Annotated in this window: 22 protein-coding genes and 2 tRNA genes; 9 read left to right on the forward strand and 15 right to left on the reverse strand. The window is 65.8% G+C overall.

Annotated features, from left to right (window positions below; genetic code table 11):
• Positions 1 to 3: 3 nt before the first annotated feature.
• Positions 4 to 747, reverse strand: coding sequence for a DUF6776 family protein (locus tag CR156_RS17950; protein WP_089237352.1), 744 nt, complete (start codon positions 745 to 747; stop codon positions 4 to 6).
• Between the two features lie 178 nt (positions 748 to 925).
• Between CR156_RS17950 and CR156_RS17955 the strand changes: the two genes are divergently transcribed.
• Genes CR156_RS17955 through CR156_RS17965 form a run of 3 tightly spaced genes read left to right on the forward strand, consistent with a single transcriptional unit; the run spans position 926 to position 5,691 of the window.
• Positions 926 to 1,543 carry a DUF4126 domain-containing protein gene (locus CR156_RS17955; RefSeq protein ID WP_100553815.1) on the forward strand — a complete coding sequence of 206 codons (618 nt, stop codon included), beginning with the start codon at positions 926 to 928 and terminating at the stop codon, positions 1,541 to 1,543.
• Between the two features lie 44 nt (positions 1,544 to 1,587).
• Positions 1,588 to 3,486: an EAL domain-containing protein gene (locus tag CR156_RS17960; RefSeq protein ID WP_100553816.1), complete on the forward strand. Its 1,899-nt coding sequence runs from the start codon at positions 1,588 to 1,590 to the stop codon at positions 3,484 to 3,486.
• Positions 3,487 to 5,691: a hybrid sensor histidine kinase/response regulator gene (locus CR156_RS17965; protein ID WP_100553817.1), complete on the forward strand. Its 2,205-nt coding sequence runs from the start codon at positions 3,487 to 3,489 to the stop codon at positions 5,689 to 5,691. It abuts the gene before it with no gap.
• A gap of 1 nt (position 5,692) precedes the next feature.
• On the opposite strand, the gene bfr is transcribed toward CR156_RS17965, so the two are convergent.
• The 3 genes from bfr to CR156_RS17980 form a co-directional block, all read right to left on the reverse strand.
• Entirely contained in the window at positions 5,693 to 6,163 is a 471-nt protein-coding gene (bfr, locus tag CR156_RS17970; RefSeq protein WP_025874625.1) for a bacterioferritin, read from the reverse strand.
• Between the two features lie 140 nt (positions 6,164 to 6,303).
• Positions 6,304 to 6,513: a (2Fe-2S)-binding protein gene (locus CR156_RS17975; RefSeq protein ID WP_089237360.1), complete on the reverse strand. Its 210-nt coding sequence runs from the start codon at positions 6,511 to 6,513 to the stop codon at positions 6,304 to 6,306.
• Between the two features lie 108 nt (positions 6,514 to 6,621).
• Positions 6,622 to 7,242 carry an RNA pyrophosphohydrolase gene (locus tag CR156_RS17980; RefSeq protein WP_100553818.1) on the reverse strand — a complete coding sequence of 207 codons (621 nt, stop codon included), beginning with the start codon at positions 7,240 to 7,242 and terminating at the stop codon, positions 6,622 to 6,624.
• A 121-nt stretch (positions 7,243 to 7,363) separates the two neighbouring features.
• On the opposite strand from CR156_RS17980, the gene CR156_RS17985 reads away from it, so the two are divergent.
• Positions 7,364 to 7,440 (forward strand) — tRNA-Met (locus tag CR156_RS17985).
• 58 nt (positions 7,441 to 7,498) lie between these two features.
• Positions 7,499 to 7,572 (forward strand) — tRNA-Gln (locus CR156_RS17990).
• A 227-nt stretch (positions 7,573 to 7,799) separates the two neighbouring features.
• Here the strand turns inward: CR156_RS17990 and rpsI are convergent.
• Positions 7,800 to 8,192: a 30S ribosomal protein S9 gene (gene rpsI / locus CR156_RS17995; RefSeq protein ID WP_005411311.1), complete on the reverse strand. Its 393-nt coding sequence runs from the start codon at positions 8,190 to 8,192 to the stop codon at positions 7,800 to 7,802.
• Positions 8,193 to 8,194: 2 nt separating this feature from the next.
• The gene (rplM, locus tag CR156_RS18000) at positions 8,195 to 8,623 is read right to left on the reverse strand and encodes a 50S ribosomal protein L13 (RefSeq protein WP_025874623.1); all 429 of its coding nucleotides are present in this window, start codon (positions 8,621 to 8,623) and stop codon (positions 8,195 to 8,197) included.
• A 196-nt stretch (positions 8,624 to 8,819) separates the two neighbouring features.
• Between rplM and coq7 the strand changes: the two genes are divergently transcribed.
• Entirely contained in the window at positions 8,820 to 9,464 is a 645-nt protein-coding gene (coq7, locus tag CR156_RS18005; protein WP_100462173.1) for a 2-polyprenyl-3-methyl-6-methoxy-1,4-benzoquinone monooxygenase, read from the forward strand.
• A gap of 72 nt (positions 9,465 to 9,536) precedes the next feature.
• Here coq7 and CR156_RS18010 read toward each other — a convergent pair whose 3' ends face one another.
• Both CR156_RS18010 and speD read right to left on the reverse strand, forming a co-directional pair.
• The gene (locus CR156_RS18010; protein WP_025874621.1) at positions 9,537 to 9,857 is read right to left on the reverse strand and encodes a DMT family transporter; all 321 of its coding nucleotides are present in this window, start codon (positions 9,855 to 9,857) and stop codon (positions 9,537 to 9,539) included.
• A gap of 166 nt (positions 9,858 to 10,023) precedes the next feature.
• A complete protein-coding gene (gene speD, locus CR156_RS18015; protein ID WP_025874620.1) occupies positions 10,024 to 10,818 on the reverse strand; it encodes an adenosylmethionine decarboxylase in 795 nt (264 codons plus the stop codon).
• A gap of 150 nt (positions 10,819 to 10,968) precedes the next feature.
• Here speD and crp point away from each other — a divergent pair, with 150 nt between their 5' ends.
• Both crp and CR156_RS18025 read left to right on the forward strand, forming a co-directional pair.
• Entirely contained in the window at positions 10,969 to 11,658 is a 690-nt protein-coding gene (crp, locus tag CR156_RS18020) for a cAMP-activated global transcriptional regulator CRP (protein WP_089238148.1), read from the forward strand.
• A gap of 139 nt (positions 11,659 to 11,797) precedes the next feature.
• The gene (locus tag CR156_RS18025; RefSeq protein WP_100553819.1) at positions 11,798 to 12,559 is read left to right on the forward strand and encodes a sulfite exporter TauE/SafE family protein; all 762 of its coding nucleotides are present in this window, start codon (positions 11,798 to 11,800) and stop codon (positions 12,557 to 12,559) included.
• A gap of 158 nt (positions 12,560 to 12,717) precedes the next feature.
• Here the strand turns inward: CR156_RS18025 and CR156_RS18030 are convergent, their stop codons facing one another.
• The 7 genes from CR156_RS18030 to CR156_RS18060 form a co-directional block, all read right to left on the reverse strand.
• Complete coding sequence (locus CR156_RS18030) at positions 12,718 to 13,434, reverse strand: haloacid dehalogenase-like hydrolase (protein ID WP_100553820.1); 717 nt, start codon at positions 13,432 to 13,434, stop codon at positions 12,718 to 12,720.
• The gene (gene trpC, locus CR156_RS18035; RefSeq protein ID WP_033832398.1) at positions 13,431 to 14,225 is read right to left on the reverse strand and encodes an indole-3-glycerol phosphate synthase TrpC; all 795 of its coding nucleotides are present in this window, start codon (positions 14,223 to 14,225) and stop codon (positions 13,431 to 13,433) included. The genes CR156_RS18030 and trpC overlap by 4 nt, the downstream gene beginning before the upstream one ends.
• A 74-nt stretch (positions 14,226 to 14,299) precedes the next feature.
• Positions 14,300 to 15,331 carry an anthranilate phosphoribosyltransferase gene (gene trpD, locus CR156_RS18040; RefSeq protein WP_100553821.1) on the reverse strand — a complete coding sequence of 344 codons (1,032 nt, stop codon included), beginning with the start codon at positions 15,329 to 15,331 and terminating at the stop codon, positions 14,300 to 14,302.
• A 16-nt stretch (positions 15,332 to 15,347) separates the two neighbouring features.
• Positions 15,348 to 15,935, reverse strand: coding sequence for an anthranilate synthase component II (locus CR156_RS18045; RefSeq protein ID WP_100553822.1), 588 nt, complete (start codon positions 15,933 to 15,935; stop codon positions 15,348 to 15,350).
• 2 nt (positions 15,936 to 15,937) lie between these two features.
• On the reverse strand, positions 15,938 to 16,714 hold the full coding sequence (locus CR156_RS18050; protein ID WP_100553823.1) for an SIMPL domain-containing protein: 777 nt from the start codon (positions 16,712 to 16,714) through the stop codon (positions 15,938 to 15,940).
• Positions 16,715 to 16,781: 67 nt separating this feature from the next.
• A complete protein-coding gene (gene trpE / locus CR156_RS18055) occupies positions 16,782 to 18,257 on the reverse strand; it encodes an anthranilate synthase component I (protein ID WP_100553824.1) in 1,476 nt (491 codons plus the stop codon).
• 177 nt (positions 18,258 to 18,434) lie between these two features.
• Entirely contained in the window at positions 18,435 to 20,558 is a 2,124-nt protein-coding gene (locus tag CR156_RS18060; protein ID WP_243381899.1) for an XVIPCD domain-containing protein, read from the reverse strand.
• Between the two features lie 359 nt (positions 20,559 to 20,917).
• Here CR156_RS18060 and CR156_RS18065 point away from each other — a divergent pair, with 359 nt between their 5' ends.
• Complete coding sequence (locus CR156_RS18065) at positions 20,918 to 21,781, forward strand: ankyrin repeat domain-containing protein (RefSeq protein ID WP_243381902.1); 864 nt, start codon at positions 20,918 to 20,920, stop codon at positions 21,779 to 21,781.
• Positions 21,782 to 21,784 lie beyond the last annotated feature (3 nt).

Below are 21,784 nucleotides of genomic sequence, written 5' to 3' on the forward strand. Positions count from 1 at the left end.
TGCCTACTCCCCTTTGCTGGCCGGTGCGCCGGCCTGTTTCCAGTCGAATACCTGCGTGGTGCCCCCCGCACCACTCCCCAATGTCACCTTCACCCGTTGCGGGGTGAAGTCAGCCGGCAGCATCACGCTGCCGGTGAGCTGCTGGAAGTACCGGAACGAGTAATCCTGTCCCGGCACCTTGCTGCGCTGGTGCAGCTCGTCCCAGCTGATGGTGGCCAGCTTGCCGTTCTTCACGCCTTCCACCGTGAAACGCATCTGCCCCTGGCTGATCGCCCCGCGGTTGAGGTTCTGGGTCAGCACCACGCTGTACTGCCAGGTGCCGGCCGATTCCGGGCTGAATTCAATCGAATGGGTGTTCAGGCCCTTGCGCTGGCTGGTCGAACCCACCAGGCGTTCGTAGAAGGCGACGTCAGCGCGCAGGCCGGCGATCTCTTCATCGCGCTCGGCCAGCGAAGACTGCACTTCGTTGTTGGCGGCGCGGCTGATGCGGTCCGACGCTTCCAGCGTGGCCTGCTTCTGCTGCAGCTCGGTCAGCTGGGTCTGCAGGGTATCGGCGCGCTTCTCGGCAACCTGCACGCGCTGGCCCTGTTCACCGCGCGGCGCACCCAGCCAGCAGCCACCCAGCACCGCAAGCACCAGGCTCAGCAGCCAGATGCCCGCGATCACCAGCAGGCGACGGCGGTCGGCAGGTGGTTGCGGGGCACCGGGAAGGCGGACCTGCACACGCATGGGAGGGCGGTTGTTCATGGGTAGTCTCCGTGGCATCGCAGTGGCGACGCCAGTACGGCCCCTGGGGCAAACGACGGGCTAGTGTATGACAGGAACGGCAGGTTTCCCCCGTGCCGGCCGGCACCGGGCGGTGGCATTCAGCCACTCCATCGTCGATAGTGTGGCACCCCGCACAGTTCCGCCGCCGGAGCCCGCCATGACCGAAGCCCACCTGTTCGTGATCGGCATCCTGCTGGCCTGGCTGGCCGGCATCCGCGTCTACCTCACCGTATTCGGCGTCGGCATCGCCGGCCTGCTCGGCTGGGTCGACCTGCCACCGGCACTGCAGGCCACCGAATCGTGGTGGGTGCTGGGCACGTCGGCGGTGCTGGCCATCGCCGAATTCTTCGCGGACAAGATTCCCGGCGTCGATTCAGCCTGGGACCTGGTGCAGACCCTGGCGCGCGTACCCGCCGGTGCCTTCCTCGCAGCAGCGACATTGTCACCCGATGGCGACCTGGGCACCGGTGCACTGGTGGCCGGCGCGGGCGTTGCGCTGGCCAGCCACGGCCTGAAGGCCGGCACCCGCGCCCTGCTCAACACATCGCCGGAGCCGGCCAGCAACTGGGTCGCCTCGGCGGCCGAAGATACCGTGGTGATCGGCGGGCTGGCGCTCGCGCTGGCGCATCCATGGATCGCGCTGGTGGTGGTGCTGGCCTGCAGCCTGGCCGGTGCATTGCTGGTCTGGCTGGTCTGGCGCACCCTGTGGAAAAGCGTGCGCTGGTTGGCACGTGGCGGCAGCGACGACGGACAACGGCAACCCGGTACCGGCTGATCGGCGGGCTTGTCGCATAATGGCCGCGAACACCAGGAGCATCGATGGCCGCAAACGAATCCGCCGCGGGCCCCCGCCCGGGACGCGCTGAAACCCCTCCGGCCGATCATTGGCAACGTTGGGCCGCCCCCTTGGCTGCGGCCACGCCTGCCGAGGCACCGCCGTCAGCGACCGTGCAGATGCCGGCCTCGTCAGCACCCAGCGACGGTACCCGACTGACTGCTCCGCCGCCGCTGCCCTCCGCCGCCGCACTGCCAGAGGCGGGCAACAATGACGTGGCGCCTGTCGACGCCGACTCGCCCTACCGCGTGCTGATCGTCGAAGACGACCGTGCCCAGGCGCTGTTCGCGCAGAGCGTGCTGCATGGCGCTGGCATGCAGGCGATCGTGCTCGGCGACGCCGATGGCGTGCAGCAGGCCATCCGCGAGCAACGCCCGGACCTGATCCTGATGGATCTGCACCTGCCCGGGCTGGATGGCATGCGGCTGACCGCGATGATCCGCCAGCAGCCCGGCATGCAGCTGCTGCCGATCGTATTCCTCAGCGGCGACCCGGACCCGGAGCGCCAGTTCGAAGTGCTCGACTGCGGTGCCGACGATTACCTGAGCAAGCCGATCCGGCCACGCCACCTGATCGCTGCGGTGGCCAACCGTATCCGCCGCGCACGCGCGCAGGCCGCGACCCTGCCGGGTGCCAACGGCGCACCGGCGACCAGCAACCCGGAAACCGGGCTGCCCACGCGCCACCACGTGCTGCAGCAGCTCAACGCAACGCTTGCCCAGCACGAACGCGGTGGCGTGTTCTTCGTGGAAATCTCCAGCGCGCTGGGCCTGCGCGAGCGCTACGGCTACGCGGCCTTCGAGCGGCTGATGGTGCAGGCCGGGCAACGCCTTGCCGAAGCTGGCCATCCGCACCTGTTGGCGCGCCTGAACGACAACAGCTTCCTGCTGCTGGCACGCAACACCGATGAGGAGAGCCTGGAAGCGATTGCCGGCACCCTGCGCGAGCAGCTGTCCGCGCGCGCCTTCGTGATCCGCGACGACGAATCGGTGCACCTGCGTGGTGTGGTCGGCTACGCGCCGCTGTCGCCGGGTTTCGACGATGCCAGCAGCGCCCTGGAAGCGGTCGAACGCACCACCCTGCAGGCACGCCTGCTCAGCGCCGGCGTGGCGGGCCACGTGCACCGCCAGGTGACCACCGAGCAGGAGCATCTGGCGTTGCTGGAAGGCCAGCTGGAGCTCGCTTACCAGCCGATCGTCGCCGTCGCCGGCGGCAGCAGCGCGCAGTACCAGCTGCTGCTGCGCCTGCGCCGGGCCGATGGCAGCGTGCTGACCGCCGGCCAGGTGATTCCGGCGGCCGAAGCTGCCGGCCGCATCGCCGACCTCGACCAGCAGGTGCTGGAGCATGCGATGGGCCTGCTCGACCTGTATCGCCACGCCACCCAGCCGCTGAACCTGTTCGTCTCGCAGTCGCTGCGTACCCTGCAGCGCGATGCGTTCGCTGACTGGCTGCTGGAATCGCTGCAGCAACGTCGCCTGCCCGGCAGCGCGCTGGTGATCGACGTGCGCCTGCCCGATGCGCTGATCCACACCGTGCCGTTGCAGCAGTTCTGCCAGCGCATGGCCAGCGTCGGCGTGCGCTTCTGCCTGAGCCAGTTCGAACCGGGCAGCGAAGCCCTTGCCCTGCTCACCCAGCTGCCGCTGTCGTTCGTGCGCATGGCCGCACGCTTTTCCAGCAGCCACTCCAACCCGGATACGCGCGAAGAACTGCGCCGATCGATCGAGCAGGCGCATGCAGCCGGCCTGCAGATCATCGGCCAGCAGATCGAGGATCCGCAGGCAGCGGCCGCGATGTGGGTCGGCGGTGTCGATTACATCCAGGGCAACATGGTGCAGTCGGCCGGCAGCGACCTGAACTTCGACTTCCACAACGCGGTGCTCTGAGTGTCATCGACGGTCGCGCTGCTGGCGGTGCTGGCCCTGGCCATCATCGCCCTGCTGGTACTGGGCCTGCGATTGCGTTCGCGCAGTCACGCGCTGGCGGCACTGCAGCGCGACCGCATCACCCTGATCAGCGAGCGCGACCAGCTGCGGCGCACCACCGAGCGCCAGGGCCAGCTGGAACATCAGCTGCTGCAGGCCAAGCAGGCGGCCGAAGCGGCGGTGCTGGCCAAGGGCGAGTTCCTGGCCACCATGAGCCATGAGATCCGCACGCCGCTCAACGGCATCCTGCCGATGCTGGAGCTGATCGCCCGTGGTCCGCTCGGCGAGGACCAGCGGCAGATGCTGGCCACTGCCTCGGCCAGCTCGCAGCAGCTGCTGCGCATCGTCGATGACATCCTCGATTACTCGCGACTGGAAGCGCAGGCACTGGAACTGGAGATCACCAGCTTCAACCTGCGCGAACTGCTCGACGGCGTGGTGCAGCTGCTGCAGCGCGCCGCCGAAGCCAAGGGCCTGACGCTGAGCCTGCAACTGGATCCGGCCGTGCGCCTGCCGGTACGCGGCGACCCGGTGCGCCTGCGCCAGGTACTGGGCAACCTGCTGGCCAATGCCATCAAGTTCACCGCACGCGGCCAGGTGCAGCTGCGCGTGCAGCGGCTGGGCGAAGGCCCCGCCCAGCACCAGCTGCGTTTCGAAGTGGTCGACACCGGCATCGGCATCGATGAGGCCCAGCAGGCGCGGCTGTTCCAGTCCTTCAGCCAGGCCGACGCGTCCACCACACGCATCTACGGTGGCACCGGCCTGGGCCTGGCCATCTGCAAGCGCATCACCGACCTGATGCATGGCGACATCGGCGTGCGGTCCACCCCGGGACAGGGGGCAACCTTCTGGTTCGAAATACCGCTGCTGAAGGTCCCCGGCGATCTGCCGGCGCTGGCACGCTCGCCGGCAGCGCTGCTGCTGTACACCGCCGATACGCAGCTGCAGCTACGCGTCGAACGCATCGCCGCGCACCACGGCCTGCAGGTGCAGCTGCTGGCCAGCATCGATGAGGCGATGGAACGCCTGCGTGCAGCGCCACGTCCGGGCCAGAGCACACCGGCATGGCTGCTGATCGACGCGCGCCAACGCCGCAACGGCGAGGCGGCCCTGCAGCGGGCCCTGGCCGAGCGCGGTGCCGACGACACGCTGCAGGTGCTGTGGCTGCAGGACGATCCGGTCACGCTGCGGCCGCGCCAGCAGCAGCTGCACAGCACATTCAACGATGCCGCCCTGCACGCGCTGCTGGCGCAGCCAACCGCCACCGCGCGTCCGGCAGCGCTGCTGGCCAACGCCGAAGATGCACAGCCGGCCGCTACGCTGCCGTCATTGGATCTGCGTGTCCTGCTGGTCGAGGACAATACGGTCAACCGGATGGTGGCCGAGCACCTGCTGCGGGTCTTCCAGTGCCAGGTGCGCAACGCCGCCGACGGCGAGCAGGCCCTCGCACTGTTGCGCGAAGGTGGAATCGACGTCGTGCTGATGGACTGCCAGATGCCGGTGCTCGACGGCTACAGCGCAACACAGCACTGGCGCAGGGAAGAAGCCGATGCGGGGCGCACGCGGTTGCCGATCATCGCGATGACTGCGAATGCCATGGCGGGTGATCGCGAACGCTGCCTGCAGGCAGGCATGGACGACTATCTGTCCAAGCCGATCGCACGGGAGGCGCTGCATGCGTTGCTGCAACGTTGGGGCCGGGCATCCGCGGATCGCGCACATGCAGCGCTGCCGGAACCCGTGCAATTGCCCGCAGCGCCGAGCGCGCCCGACGGTGAAGGCCCGCGCGATGAACGAGCACGCTCGATCCCGATTCCACAGCCGGTGCTTGATCGCAGCGTGCTGGATGAACTGCATGCGGTGATCGGCGATGCCGCTGCGCAGATCGTGACGGTATTCCTGGAAGACGCACCGCAGCTGGTGCAGCAGTTGCAGCAGGCCGCGCAGGGCAACGACATCGAACGCCTGCAGGCGCTGTCGCACAGCCTGAAATCCTCCAGCGCCAACGTTGGTGCGCTGTCGCTGTCAGCAGTGGCGCGGCGGATCGAACACGAAGCCCGCAGTGGCAGCCTGCAGCGCCCTGCCGTGGCAGTGGCGCTGCTGGTGGCGGAGTTCGCCCGCGCACGCGTGGCGCTGACCGGCTATCTCGCCGGCCAGGCCCGCTGAATCACTCTTCGAGCTTGCTCAGCAGGTACTTGGGCTCACCGATGCGCTCGATCAGCTCCAGCTGGGTTTCCAGCCAGTCGATGTGCTCTTCCTCGGAGTCGAGGATCTTCACGAACAGCTGGCGGCTGACGTAGTCGCCGACCGAATCGGCGTAGGCCACGGCCTCGCGCAGGGTGACCACGCCATCGCGTTCCAGCGACAGATCGCACTGCAGGATCTCGGTAGGGTTCTCACCGATGCGCAGCTTGCCCAGCGCCTGGAAGTTCGGCAGGCCTTCGAGGAACAGGATGCGATCGGCGAGCATGTCGGCATGCTTCATTTCCTCGATCGATTCCTTGTACTCGTGTTCGGCCAGCTCCTTGATACCCCAGTTCTTCAGCATCTTGGCGTGCAGGAAGTACTGGTTGATCGCGGTCAGCTCGTTGTAGAGGACCTTGTTGAGGAATTCGATGACCTTGGTGTCGCCCTTCATGGGGATGCTCCTGCACGCTGAAATCGCGGGCACTGTAACGCCTTGCGCGCGCACGTGAAGGAACGCGAATCGTGCGCATTGGCCAGTGCGGCCCGCAATGAAGATCAGGAGAACGCAGCGTCAACGCGCTGCGAGACGACTCAGGCGACCTGCGCCAGGCCCAGTACCGGCAACGGCAGATCGTGGGTGGCACGTGCCTTGGCCAGCAGATCACCGGCCATGTCCAGGCAGGAACCGCAGGTAGCGCCGCATCCGGTACGCATGGTCAGCTCGGCCACCGACGTGACGCCATGGCTGGCGGCTTCGCGGATCTGATGGTCGGTAACACCGTTGCAGATGCAGACGTACACGGGCGGGAACCAGGGCAACAGGCCAGTAGCGGCCTGGTCGCTATTCCAATGGAAACGAGAATGGTTGTCAATCAGAGACCTGAACCATTCTCGATACCGTTCAGCCCGTCAGGTGACCGGCCCCTCGCCCTGCGCCTTCTTCGGCCAGTACCCGTGGCTGCGGGGCCGCTTTCGCGGCCGGTCATGGCCAGCGGCATGGCCTGGCATCCAGGCCTCGGCAGCGCTCTTGGGCATGGCACTGATGCCCTGCCCCGCCACCCCCTGGGCCAACGGCGCCAGATGTCGCAGGGCGCGCGCATAGACACCGCGCTTGAACACCACCACATGCTCCACCGGGTACCAGAAGTCGACCCAGCGCCAATGATCGAACTCGGGCGAGTCGGTATGGTCCAGGCTGACGTGGGCCTCGTCACCGGTCAGGCGCAGCAGGAACCAGACCTGCTTCTGGCCGATGCAGACCTGGCGTTCATTGCGGCGGATGGCACGCGCCGGCAGCTTGTAGCGCAGCCAGCCCGGTGTCGCCCCGAGCACTTCAACGTGCTCCGGCAACAGCCCGGTCTCTTCCTGCAGTTCACGATACATGGCCTCGACAGGCGTCTCGTCGGTGTTCATGCCACCCTGCGGGAACTGCCAGCCATCCCGGCGCACACGTCGTGCCCAGAACACCTGCCCGTCCTGCCGCATCAGCACGATGCCGACGTTCGGTCGATAGCCGTCCGGATCGATCACGATGCGGACTCCTAAGAAAATCTACTGGTTGGGACTATCCCATGCCGTCTGTCGGGCCACAAGCTCGATACAAAGGTGTTGACAGTCCTTGTACACATCAGCAGAATAGCGGGCTCACCAAGGCTATGTAGCTCAGCCGGTTAGAGCACAGCACTCATAATGCTGGGGTCGGTGGTTCGAGTCCACCCATAGCCACCACACTGAAAATCAAGTTGTTTTTCAGCGTGAAGAGTGAGAAAATAGTTACACGTTACATTGCCCCTTAGCCAAGCGGTAAGGCACCTGACTCTGACTCAGGCATCGGTGGTTCGAATCCATCAGGGGCAGCCAAATTAAACGCAAAAGGCCAGATCGAAAGATCTGGCCTTTTGCGTTTAATCTGGTCACGCATTCCACGCCCCACCTTCGCCCGCCGCGCGCACCTGGAACAGGGAGTGCCAGCCGCTGGCCGGCAACCTCGAAATGCACACCCCCAGAACGACAAAAGCCCGGCCGAAGCCGGGCTTTTGCTTTTCCAACCAGCGGGCTCCCGAAGGAGCCCAGCCAGGCGCGGTAAATCAGCGCTTGGAGAACTGGGTGGCGCGGCGGGCCTTGTGCAGACCGACCTTCTTACGTTCGACTTCGCGGGCATCGCGGGTCATGAAGCCGGCCTTGCGCAGCTCGGACTTCAGGGTTTCGTCGTACTCGACCAGAGCACGGGCGATGCCCAGACGGATCGCACCGGCCTGGCCGGTGGTGCCGCCGCCAGCGGCGGTGACCAGGATGTCGAAGCTCTCGGTGTTCTTGGTCAGCTCGAGCGGCTGGCGCACGATCATGCGAGCGGTCTCACGGCCGAAGAACTCGTCCAGCGGACGGCCATTGACGGTGATGTTGCCCGAACCCTTGCGCAGGAACACGCGAGCGGTGGAGGACTTGCGGCGGCCAGTGCCGTAGTTTTGAGTGATAGCCATGATTAGATATCCAGAACCTGCGGCTGCTGTGCGGCGTGCGGATGCTCAGTGCCGGCGTAGACCTTGAGCTTGCGGTACATCTGGCGACCCAGCGTGCCCTTCGGCAGCATGCCCTTGACGGCGGTCTCGATCACGCGCTCCGGGTGGCGCTCAAGCGCCTGGGCGAGGGATTCGGTCTTCAGGTTGCCGATGTAACCGGTGAAACGGTGATACATCTTGTCCTGCAGCTTCTTGCCGGTGACGACAATCTTTTCTGCATTGATGACGACCAGGTAGTCGCCGGTATCAACGTGCGGGGTGTAGACCGGCTTGTGCTTGCCACGCAGACGGCGGGCCAGCTCGGTGCAGAGACGGCCCAGGGTCTTGCCCTCGGCGTCGACGAGGTACCAGTCGCGCTGGACGGTCTCGTTCTTGGCAGTGAAAGTGCTCATGAAGAACTCTTGGTTAGGTCGGGCTCATTGCGGCGAAGGACTCGCCGGAACTCTGCCACGCGTTGTGAAAGGTGGAGCGTAAGGGGCGGCATTGTACGCAGCTTGGCTGGCGGGTGCAACCCGGCTTCCGCCTCGGGTTGGCAGGGGGCCGGGGCCGGGCGAGAATCGGGCCTCCCCCGCTCCACGCCGTGCCGCCATGACCGTGCTTCGCCAGACCACTCCGCTGGACCACCTACTGACCGAGGCGCAGCGCGCCCTGGACACGGTGTTCGGCAACCCACCGGCCAGCCGCCCCTACCCGGCCACGGACACCGGCGAACCCGGCATGGACAGCGCGCAGCGTCGCCACGCGGCCGGGCTGATGCGCATCAACCATGTCGGCGAGGTCTGCGCCCAGGGCCTGTACTTCGGCCAGGCCGCGGTGGCGCGCGATCCGGCGACCCGCGAGCATCTGCTGGAAGCGGCCCAGGAAGAGACCGATCACCTGGCGTGGTGCGCCACCCGCCTGGGCGAGCTGGACAGCCGCCCGAGCCTGTTCAATCCGCTCTGGTACGCCGGCAGCTACACCATCGGCACCCTGGCCGGGCTGCGTGGCGATGGCTGGAACCTGGGTTTCGTGGTCGAGACCGAGCGCCAGGTGGAAGCCCATCTGGACGAACACCTGGTCGACCTGCCGGCCGGCGACCTGCGCAGCCGCGCGGTCATCCGGGTGATGAAGGAAGACGAGGCCCGGCATGCCGAGCACGCCGAGCAGGCCGGCGCCCGCCGCCTGCCGTTCCCGATTCCCGGCGCGATGGCGCTGGCCTCCAAGGTGATGAAGACCATTGCCTACCGCATTTGAGGGGGAGCCCCCACCAACGGTGGGGGCCTACCAAACCACACGGTGGGGCCCGACCGTTGGTCGGGCCACCTTTCAGTTGGGCGACACCAGCTTCAGGCCGATCACACCGGCCACGATCAGGCCCACGCAGGCCAGGCGTGCCGGCGAGGCGCTGTCGTTGAACAGATAGATGCCCAGCACCGTCACGCCCATGGCGCCGATGCCGGTCCAGATCGCATAAGCCGTGCCCACTGGAATGTTCTTCATCGCCTGGCTCATCAGGTACAGGCTGATCAGGGCCGACACCACCGTCAGGGCGGTCGGCACGGGCTTGCTGAAACCTTCGGAGTACTTCATTCCAAGGGCGAATCCGATCTCGAACAGACCGGCCAGCAGCAGATAGATCCAGGGCATGGGTGGGGGCTCCTTACCTTTTTTGAGAAAAACGAAACGGCCCGGTGTTTTCACACCGGGCCGTAGGTCGGTACATCGCCGTGGAACTGAAGATTGCGCCAAGCGCAGGCTCCACGGGGCGGGGCGTCCCGCCTGGGTGGCGATGCCTGACGGCATCGCGCATGGGTCACTCAGCCAGGTTGCGGCCGTGGAACAGCTCTTCGATCTCACGACGCAGCAGCGCCTCGATCTTCATGCGTTCCTTGAACGAGATGTTCTTGGCCTTCTCCTCGAACAGGTACTGGTCCAGGTCGAAGTCCTTCAGGTGCATCTTCGTGTGGAAGATGTTTTCCTGGTAGACGTTGACGTCGAACATCTCGTAACGCGACTTGATGTTCTTGGCCAGGAAGTTCTGGATCGAGTTGATCTTGTGATCGATGTAGTGCTTCTTGCCCTTCACATCACGCGTGAAGCCACGGACACGGTAGTCCATGATCACGATGTCCGATTCCAGGCTCTCGATCAGGTAGTTCAGTGCCTTCAACGGCGAAATGACGCCGCAGGTAGCCACGTCGATATCGGCGCGGAAGGTGGCAATGCCTTCCTGCGGGTGCGTTTCCGGATAGGTGTGCACGGTGATGTGCGACTTGTCCATGTGCGCGACCACGGCATCGGAAATCAACTCCTTGCCGGCCTGCTTCTTGTCGATCACCGGCTCTTCGGAGATCAGGATCGTCACCGAGGCACCCTGCGGATCGTAATCCTGGCGCGCCACGTTGAGGATGTTGGCGCCGATGATCTCAGCGACATCGGTCAAGATTTGAGTAAGCCTGTCGGCGTTGTACTCTTCATCGATGTATTCAATGTAACGCTGACGCTCCTCTTCGGTGCGCGCGTAACACACGTCATAGATGTTGAAGCTCAGCGCCTTGGTGAGGTTGTTGAAACCCTGCAACCTCAGGCGAGGCAACGGCTTGACCACGGCGGTCGATTCCTGTGTAAGAAGGGAAAGGGTGAATTATGCGGCATAAGTGTCTCCAGGGGGAACGTGAAGACGCTCAGCTTCTGGCACACTGTTTGCCCTTAACAATTGCGCTGGTTAAGCTCCGCTATCGACCCCGTGAATCCGTTCATGCGCAGAGGGAGCGCCCCTATCGTGTCAACCGTGCGCCTAGCTAGCAGCCCATTGGCCTTGGACATCGCAACAATCGACCGCTTTCTGGCCCACAGCCACAGGCGGCGCTATCCCACCCGTACCGACGTCTTCCGACCCGGTGACCCGGCTGGCACCCTGTATTACGTCATCAGCGGCTCGGTTTCGATCATGGCCGAGGAGGAGGAGGACCGTGAGCTGGTACTGGGCTATTTCGGCGCCGGCGAGTTCGTCGGCGAGATGGGCCTGTTCGTGGAGTCGGACCGCCGCGAGGTGATCCTGCGCACCCGCACAGCCTGTGAGCTGGCCGAAATCAGCTACGAGCGCCTGCATCAGCTGTTCCTCGGCCCGCTGTCGGCCGATGCCCCGCGCCTGCTGTACGCGCTGGGCCAGCAGATCTCCAAGCGCCTGCTGGACACCAGCCGCAAGGCCAGCCGTCTGGCATTCCTGGATGTCACCGACCGTATCGTGCGCACCCTGCACGATCTGGCGCAGGAGCCGGAGTCGATGACTCACCCGCAGGGCAGCCAGCTGCGCGTCTCACGCCAGGAACTGGCCCGTCTGGTCGGCTGCTCGCGCGAAATGGCCGGCCGGGTGTTGAAGAAGCTGCAGACCGACGGCCTGCTGCACGCCCGCGGCAAGACCGTGGTGCTGTACGGCACCCGTTGATCGACAGATGTCCGCCGGGCATGGCCCGGCGCTACCCCAAGGTCTCCACCACGGTAGCGCCGGGTCATGCCCGGCGGATTGTCGTAGGTGCGACACGCCATCGCATGTCGCGCACACCCGCATCCGCTAGGCTCGATCCATGGAGCTGAGCAGCGAATTCTGGTGGTTCATCCTCATCGGCCTTGGCGCACAGCTGGTTGATGGCGCGCTGGGCATGGCATTCGGGCTGGTTTCTTCATCAGTGCTGCTCAGCATGGGGCTGCCTCCCGCACAGGTCAGCGCCAGCGTGCATACCGCTGAAGTGTTCACCACCGGAGCCTCCGGTGTGTCGCATCTGGTCGCCGGCAATGTCGACAAACGCCTGTTCTTCCGCCTCGCCCTGCCCGGCGCACTGGGCGGTGCACTCGGCGCGTACGTGCTGACACAGGTCCCTGGCGACCTGATCCGCCCGCTGATCTACCTGTACCTGCTGGTGCTGGCCATCATCATCCTGGCCCGCGCGGCCGGCCGCTGGATGCCCAAGGGCGAGATCCGCCGGGTGCCGGTGCTGGGTTTCTTCGCCGGCCTGCTCGATGCCAGCGGCGGCGGCGGCTGGGGCCCGGTGGCCACCTCCACCCTGCTCGCCCGCGGCGGTCAGGCCAGGACCACGATCGGCACCGTCAACGCAGCCGAGTTCGTGGTCACCTTGACCATTTCGGCCACGTTCCTGCTGTCGATGGGCGTGCAGCACCTGCAGATCGTCGCCGGCCTGCTGATCGGCGGCATGATGGCCGCGCCGGTGGCGGCGGTGCTGGTGAAGCGGGTGAAGGAACGCTGGGTACTGGTCGCAGTGGGCGTGCTGGTGCTGGGCATCAGCCTGTTCCAGGTGGGCCATGCGCTGTTCGGGTATCTGTACCGCTGACCGCTCGCCGGGCATGGCCCGGCGCTACCCGGGTGGGATCCGGTGGTGCCGGCCGCTGGCCGGCAACTTCATGGCCTGCGGAAACCCGTGCACGGTTGCCGGCCAGCGGCCGGCACTACCGGGTCCTTGCCCCACGCCCGGCGGGCAGGCGGGATCGATTACGCCTTGTCGCCGCCCCGGTCCACACAGCCCCAGTTGAGGATGCGGGTGCCGGCCGGCAGCACGCGGCGGAAGAATTCCACCTTGGCAGGCTTTGGGTTGACCACCACCGGCGCTTTCGCCGCAAGCAGCAGCGGCAGGTCGGCGGTGCTGTCGGAGTAGGCGATATCGATGTCGCCGTAGCCGCGCTCGCGCAGCATGCGCATCTTCTCTTCGTTGTGGCAGTGACGGGTCGGCCCTACCCCGCCCAGCCGCGGCCCCACTTCGGTGCCGATCACCGGCACGTCCTGGTGGGCGACGAAGGCCAGGATCGCGCGGGCCAGCTCCGGCGGTGCGCCGGTGGCCACCACCACGCGATCGCCCTTGGCACGGTGCGCGGCGAATACGTCCAGCGCCTGTGGCAACAGCTTGGCGCGCATCTGCGCTTCATTGCGCAGCACGTAGGCATCGATCACCTTGTTGAACTCGCGCGCGCGGTGCAGGCCGAAGCTGCCGATCCAGACGTAGACCGAAATGCCGGCACGGCGGGTCGGCAGCATCGCCACCATCGGTCCGGCAATCGGGGTGACCAGCAGCGCCGCCAGCATCCGCAGCGGGTTGCGCTTGATCAGCGAGGCGAACAGGTGGGTACCCGAATCGCCGTCATACAGGGTGTGGTCGAAGTCGAAGACCACCAGCGGCGCATCCTCGCGCGGCGTTGGATAGTACGTTTTCATGCTGCGAAGAATAGCTGACGCAGACCCTCGCCCGGCTCTTCCACGCGCATGAAGGCCTCGCCGACCAGGAACGAGTGGATGCCGGCATCGCGCATCAGCGCCACATCCTGCGGGCCGAGAATGCCACTCTCGGTGACCAGCAGGCGGTCGCGCGGCACGGCCAGGCGCATGTCCAGGGTGGTCTGCAGCGACACCTCGAAGGTGCGCAGGTTGCGGTTGTTGATGCCGATCATCGGCGCCGGCACCTGCAGTGCACGCTCCAGCTCGTCGATGTCGTGCACTTCCACCAGCACGTCCATGCCCAGCGACATCGCCAGTTCGGACAGCGTGGCCAGCTGCGTATCGTCCAGCGCGGCGACGATCAGCAGGATGCAGTCGGCGCCGAGCACGCGCGCCTCGACCACCTGGTAGGCGTCGATCACGAAGTCCTTGCGCAGCACCGGCAGCGTGCAGGCTTCGCGCGCCTGCTGCAGGTAGGCATCGGCACCCTGGAAGAAATCGACATCGGTCAGCACCGACAGGCAGCTGGCGCCACCGAACTCGTAGCTGACCGCGATGTCGGCCGGGCGGAAGTCGGGGCGGATGACGCCCTTGGACGGGCTGGCCTTCTTCACTTCGGCAATCACCGCTGGATCGCCATTGGCGACGGCGGCCTGCAACGCGCGCACGAAGCCGCGCACCGGTGGCGCATCGGCCAGCGCCGCCTGCAGCTCCTCAAGCGGTCGCTGGGCGCGGCGCTGGGCTACTTCTTCGGCCTTGCGGGCCAGGATCGTCTGCAGGATATCGCTCATCGTCGTCGGGTCGGTGCTGGGGCGGTGAGGACGACCATTATCGGCCATCGGGTGGGTCAGGCTGAACCGCGCGCTCAGGCAACCAGCGCGCGGGTGGTATCGACATACTGCTGCAGGCGGGCACGGGCGCTGCCATCGGCGATGACCGCGCGGGCGCGGGCCAGGCCGTCGCCGATATCGCTGGCCACGCCGGCCACGTACAACGCCGCGCCCGCATTCAGGGCAACGATGTCCAGCGCCGGACCCGGCTCGTTGTCGAGCACCGCGCACAGCATGGCGATGGACTGCTCAGGGCCATCCACGCGCAGGTTGCGGCTGGCCGACATGGCGATGCCGAAGTCTTCCGGATGGATCTCGTACTCGCGCACCTTGCCGTCGCGCAGCTCACCCACCAGGGTACCGGCGCCCAGCGAGATCTCGTCCATGTTGTCGCGGCCCCACACCACCATCGCGCGCTCGGCGCCCAGTTCGCGCAGCACGCGCGCCTGGATGCCCACCAGATCGGGATGGAACACGCCCATCAGCACCGACGGCGCATTGGCCGGGTTGGTCAGCGGACCGAGGATGTTGAAGATGGTGCGCACCCCCATCTCGCGACGCACCGGCGCCACCACCTTCATCGACGGGTGGTGGATCGGCGCGAACATGAAGCCGATGCCGGTCCGTTCGATGGCCGCGGCCACCTGCGCAGGCTGCAGCTCGATCGCCGCGCCCAGTGCTTCGACCGCATCGGCACTGCCGGATTTGGACGACACGCTGCGGTTGCCATGCTTGGCCACGCGCGCGCCGGCGGCAGCGGCAACGAACATCGCGCAGGTGGAGATGTTGAAGGTATGCGAGCCATCGCCACCGGTGCCGACGATGTCGACCAGGTGGGTGGTATCGGCGACCGGCACGGCCAGCGCGAATTCGCGCATCACCGTTGCGGCGGCGGCGATCTCGTCGATGGTTTCCTTCTTCACGCGCAGGCCGGTGAGGATGGCGGCGGTCATCATCGGCGAGACGTCGCCGCGCATGATCTGCCGCATCAGGTCGACCATTTCGTCGAAGAAGATCTCGCGATGCTCGATGGTGCGTTGCAGGGCTTCCTGGGGGGAGAAGCTCATCGGAATACTCCTTGGATCAGGCAGCCGGGCGCTGCAGGAAATTGCGCAGCAGCGCGTGACCATGCTCGGTGAGGATCGATTCGGGGTGGAACTGCACGCCTTCGACCGGGAACTGGCGGTGGCGCAGGCCCATGATCTCTTCGATCGAGCCATCCTCGTTCTCGGTCCACGCGGTCACTTCCAGCGCGTCGGGCAGGCTGGTCTTGTCCACCACCAGCGAGTGGTAGCGGGTGGCCTGGTAACCGTCCGGCAGGCCAGCGAATACGCCCTTGCCTTCGTGCCGGATCGGCGAGGTCTTGCCGTGCATGATGTTGCCAGCACGGATGACCGTACCGCCGTAGACCTGGCCGATACCCTGGTGGCCCAGGCACACGCCGAGGATCGGCGTGGTCGGCCCCAGGCGCTGGATCAGCTCCAGCGACACACCCGCTTCGTTGGGTGTGCACGGGCCGGGCGAGATGACGATGCGCTCGGGTTTCTGCGCGGCGATCTCGTCCACGCTCATCGCATCGTTGCGCACCACCTTCACCTCGGCACCCAGCGTCTGCAGGTACTGCACGAGGTTGTAGGTGAAGCTGTCGTAGTTGTCGATCATCCACAACATGGTCAGGTTCCGTCGCTTATCAGGAAAATGGCGTACACGTTTTCGGTGTAGGTGATGGGGCCGGCTTCGATCGATTCGCGCGCGCGCGAGCCGGTTGTCTCGATGCTGGTCGGTGCCGGAGCCGGCGGGCTGGGCGGCGTGACCATGTCACCGCTGCGGGGCCAGTTGCCTGCCTGCACGCCGTAGGCGAAGTTCGGGGCCACGTCGGAGATGCTGTAGAGGCCGGTGATGCGCGCGCCATAGGCCGTGGCAAGGTGCTTGGCGGAGGCACGTGTCTGCGTTGCCGCTTCGGCCTTGAGTTCGCCACGCAGTGCGGCTTCCTTCGAGTAGCCAGGCCGCATGCTGCTGATCTGCAGGTCATCGCTGGCATCGACCGCGCGCAGGAAGGCCTGCAGGTCGCCGGTGGTGCCGAAGCTGCCTTTCAGGCGCCGGCTCACCCGCGTCCCCAGGTATTCCTGCTTGCCCTGCACGCTGTAGCGGTAGTCCGGCTGGATGGTCAGGTTGTCTGCCACCACGCTTGCCGGCAGTGCATGGTTGCGCTTGAACGCACCCAGCACCGCATCGACATTGCCCTGCACGCGCGAGCGCGCTGCATCCGGCTGAAGGTCGGTGGACTTGACCAGCAGTTCGACGGTGAACCGGTCCGGCATCACCGTTCGCGCGCCCTCGCCCTTCACCAGCAGATGCGGCTGCGAGGGAATGGTGTTGGCCTGTGCCCACGCATCCGGGGCCATCGTGGCCAGCAGCGACGACCACAGCAGAACGCTCAGCAGCTTCATGCGGTACTCCTTGTCTTGAATGGAAACAGCGAAGGGTGCTGCGGCTCAGGCCACAGCACAGGGAAACTCACAGGCCCTTGGCGGCCTGGGCGACGGCGCGGAACAGCGCACGGCCCTTGTTCATCGTCTCGTCCCATTCCTTGTCCGGGTCAGAGTCGTAGACGATGCCGGCGCCAGCCTGCACATACAGGCGACCGTCCTTGATCACCGCGGTGCGGATCGCGATCGCAGTATCGGCATCGCCGTGCCAGCCGATGTAGCCGATGCTGCCGGCGTAGACATTGCGCTTGATCGGTTCCAGCTCGCGGATCACTTCCAGCGCGCGGATCTTCGGCGCACCGCTGACCGTACCCGCCGGGAAGGTGGCGCGCAGCACGTCGGCATAGCTCAGGCCCGGCTGCAGCTGCCCGGTCACTTCGCTGACGATGTGCATGACGTGGCTGTAGCGTTCGATCACGAACTGCTCGCCCACTTCGACGGTGCCGGCCTTGGACACGCGGCCGGCGTCATTGCGGCCCAGGTCGATCAGCATCAGGTGCTCGGCGCGTTCCTTTGGATCGGCCAGCAGCTCGACCTCCAGCGCCTGGTCCAGCTCCGGCGTGGCGCCGCGCGGGCGGGTGCCGGCGATCGGGCGCACGGTCACTTCACCGTCCTGCAGACGCACCAGGATTTCCGGCGAGGAGCCGACCACCTGCAGGTCGCCGACATCGAGGAAATACATGTACGGCGACGGGTTCAGTGCACGCAGCGCGCGATACACATCCACCGGGCGCGCCTTGAACGGCACGCTCAGGCGCTGGCTGAGCACCACTTGGAAGATGTCGCCAGCACGGATGTACTCCTTGCTGCGCTGGACCGCGTCGACGAAGCCTTCGCGGGTGAAACCGGAAACGAAATCGGACTCGTCCAGCACGTCGCTGGTCAGCGGCGCCGGATAGCCAGCACCCGGCGCGCGCAGCTTGGCGGTCAGCGCATCCAGGCGGGCCTGGGCCTGCTCGAAGGCGCCTTCGACACGCGGGTCGGCATGCACGATCAGGTACAGCCGGCCCTTCAGGTTGTCGAACACTGCCAGCTCATCGGAGTGCAGCAGCAGGATGTCCGGCGTACCCAGTTCGTCACGGCCGGCCGGCGAGGCCAGGCGCGGCTCGATGTAGCCGATGCATTCGAAGCCGAACCAGCCGACCAGGCCACCGGTGAAGCCCGGCAGGCCTTCCAGCTTGGGCACCGAGTGGGCGCTGCGCAGTGCCTCGACCTCGGCGAACGGGTCGGCCACCTCACGGGTTTCCACCACATCGCCGTGCTCGCGTACGGTCAGGGTGTGGCCGTGGAAGGCGTACACGCGGCGTGCCGGCAGGCCGATGATCGAGTAACGACCAAAGCGCTCGCCGCCTTCGACGGATTCAAACAGGTAGGTATTGGGGGCGTCGGCGAGCTTCAGATAGACCGAAAGCGGCGTGTCCAGGTCGGACAGCACTTCGCGGACAACGGGAATATGGGTGTGGCCTTCAGCGGCCTGCTGCTGAAACTGAGCGTGCGAGATCAAGACGACTTTCCTTCCGGGACACAGCGTTATGGGGACGGACGACGGCAACAGGCCACCATCGCCACCAACGGCGTGCGGAAGAAAGGGTATGCGGGGTCGTCAGGCTGGACACCCAATGACTGTATCGCAGCTTTGGCCGCAGGGAAACCCTTTGGCGACGGGCGGTTTGTCTTTGCCCTAGCCCATCCGCCGCGCCTGTTCCTGGGTCTCCTGCACCTGCTGCTGGGCCAGCGACACCCCCTGCACCTGCTCGCGACTGGCATTGATCGCGTCGATCTGGGTGGTGCTCGCGCTCAGCGGCTGGGCCATGCCCGCCGCCACATCAACGTGGGCATGGCGGCGGTGCGCGGCGTTCAGATCGGGCGTATCCACCGCGAAGGCGCGGCTGTGATCGTCGCTGAGCACCACGTGGGAAATGGACTCCAGCCCCTCGCGTTTGGCCTGCACGGCCAGTGCACCGGCGAGCTGGTCGCTCTGCAGGTTCGGCACACGGTTGTGTGCGGCATCCAGGGCGTGCACGCCGGTCTGTGCGCCATTGAACAACCGGTAATCGGCGTGGCCAGGGTCATTGATGCCGGGCCCGCGCGCAGCGGGCTCTGCTGCCACGCCGGCGCGGCGGCCATCCTCCGGATGCTGTATGCGCTGGTGCTGCTCGACCAGCTTGCGGGCGGCGGCTTCCTGCTTGATCAGTTCCGAATCCAGGCTGGGGATGACGGTCGGATCCATGCCATGGCGGGCAGTCGCCTCGCTGAAGGCCGGCATCATGCCGCGGATGACACGTTCGGACTTGTCGAGGTTGTGCAGCTTCATTGCGTCCAACGGCAGGTTGCCGGTCGGCAGGTGGGTGGCGGCGGCAGCCCCGATGCCCACCGCGGCACCACCCAGCGTGGACAGGGTGATCGGCGCCTTGGCGGTGATGCCCTTCACTTGCGACGCCACCAGGTCATAGCCACGATCGACATGGGCGCCGGCGGTGGCGAACCCGTTCTGCAGCTTGCCGGCCACCCATTGGCCGTCGTGGCTGATGGCAGCGGCCACGCGTTCACCCGCCGCGCGTGTGCCTGCGGCGTCGGCGACGGCCTGTTTCGTCGCGTGCTGCGCATGCTGCTCACCGTGGTCACGGGCAGCTTCGGCCTGCTTGGCAAGCCGGCCGGCGACGTTGTCCGCGCCCACCCGGTCAGCCACCCACGACAGGGCGGACAGGCCATGGGAGCGGGTCTGCGATTCGACGCGGTGCAGGGTGGCTTCGATGCTGCCGGTCAGTTCACGCCCCGAAGCAATCACCGTACTGGTCGCCCGGGTGCTCACCTGCAGGCTGGTGGACCCCATGTTCACCACCTGGCCGATGACCATGCCTTCGGTCTTCAGTACGCGCTCGACACCATCGCCCACCTTGTCCAGCGCATGGGCAGTGGCGGCGCCGGCCCGTTCAACCTGCTCGCCGGCCAGGCGACCGCCGCGCATGCCGTACGCCGTGGCGTGCAGCACGGAGGACAGCGGGCCCGCCAGCTCCGCCACCTGGCTGGGCGGCGCCACATGCGGGCGATCGACGAGTGCCCCGTGCGCGTCGCGGGTCTTGGGCTCAAGCAACAATTCGAGGCGCCCTGCCGCGAGCGGAATATCGCGCAGCGCCTGCTGACCCGGCTGGCTCGCCAGTTGTTCGATGAACTGTGCAGCGGAGGTCTGCGCGCCCGGAGGCAGCATCTCGCGCAGCTTTTCGCCGACGACCTTCTGCATGGCCGGATCCTTCAGCACCATGCCCAGTTCGTTGGCAAGTACACCGTAGCCACGACGCTGATGCTCGCTCAGGCGGTGCATGCCGTTCTGCACATCGTTCAGCACCTCACCGGTGGTCTGGTAGGTGTGCACGGACTGCTGCGTGTCGAAGGTCGGCAGGCCGTTGTCCTTGGCATAACGCGCCGGGGTTGCCGGATGCAGGCCGGCGGCGTTGAACGTGGTGGCACGTGCGCCGGTGACTGCGGACGCGGCGGAAGCCATGCCTCCACCGAGGGAGTGACCGGCGATTTCGAAGCCGCCCGGGCGTTCCTGATTGACGATCGAGGCAAGACGCATGGCGCGATCGTAGTAATCGCTGCGCATGCCGATGCCCTGCTGGCCGTTGTTGAGGAAATCCTCGCCGCCGGATTCTCGTTTTCCATTGGGCGCCAGCGGGTCAAGAATCTCACCCGTGGACCCTTTGTAGACCACGACAGGTTTCGCATCCTCACCAAAGACGCGCTTGTCGGGGATGTAGATTTCGGCGCGGAATCCCGATTCAGGCGGCTGTAACAAGTCGCGCACGGTTGCGTCCGACAGTTCGAAGCCCGCCGCACGCAACGCGGCAGGATCAGTGCTTGCGCGAGTCCAGCCCGCCGGCGGCTCGCCAGCATGCTTCGCTGACTGATACACATCGGAGGCGAGTCCAGACATCTCACGTGCGTGGTATGTCTCCTGCAAGCGCTCTGCATCTTCGGTGTGGCCGCTTGCGCGCAACTGCTCCACAAGCTCGCGCTGCTCCTGGACTGCGCGTGCCCGCGCGTCAATGTCGTGATCCGTCATGGCAAGCTCCATTCACCTTGAGGGGACATGCCCCCGCGACACATATCGATTATCAGATCCGTTTGCTAATGTCACGTCTCGAGCACCGTTGCGGAATCAACATGCCCATTCATGTTTTTGAAAGTGTGAAACGGATGTTCCCGATAGTGGTCTGCGCCATCTTTCTGATGGTAAGCGGATGCGCCCTTTCGTCGAGCCATGGCGCCGAACAGTACTTCGACGGAAAAAACCTTGAGCTTGCGATAGCAACCGAGCATGGCGATTCGGACACCGTTCGGCACCTGATAAAGGACGAAGGAGTCGATCCCGACAAGGTCTTCGCTCGTGACGCTGGAATCCCCCTGGTGGCGTGGCCTCTTCGGGCGAAGAATCTTGATGGATTACGCGCTCTCCTGGACAACGGCGCAGATCCGAATGCACGCGCATACAAGACGGTGGATGGACGCAGGCTTGGTTACAACAATGCGATGGTCTACGCGGCAAAGATGGACGACCCTCGCTTCCTTGAGCTGCTGCTGAAGCACGGCGGAGACCCCAACACCCGCAACTCGGCCAACGAGACTCTACTGCTGCAGGCATTCCTCAGCGGAAATCAGTGGAAGAACATCCAGGTCCTGATTACGAACGGGGCCAACATCAATGAATCAAGCCTGGACCTGGGCGACGACACGGTCCTGAGCTGGTACACCACGCGAGGCGGCTTCGATTACGCATACTGGCTGCTGGAACATGGTGCTGATCCCGCGATTGCAAAGCCGGAAGGGTCAAGCCAGCCTGGCCGGCAGAAGATGGTCGAAGACATCTACTGGGAAATCACCACGCCGGACAACCTGCCGTGGCAGAAAAAGTGCCAGCAATGGTTGGCTGAGCGCAACATCCCCCGCCCGCCGATGCCCGAACACATCCGCAGGAAGCGCGAGGCCTTCAAATTCCCGAGCAAGGAAGAAGACATTCCGCTGCTGTAAGGA

This window comes from Stenotrophomonas lactitubi, from assembly GCF_002803515.1.
Classification (GTDB): Bacteria; Pseudomonadota; Gammaproteobacteria; order Xanthomonadales; family Xanthomonadaceae; genus Stenotrophomonas; species Stenotrophomonas lactitubi.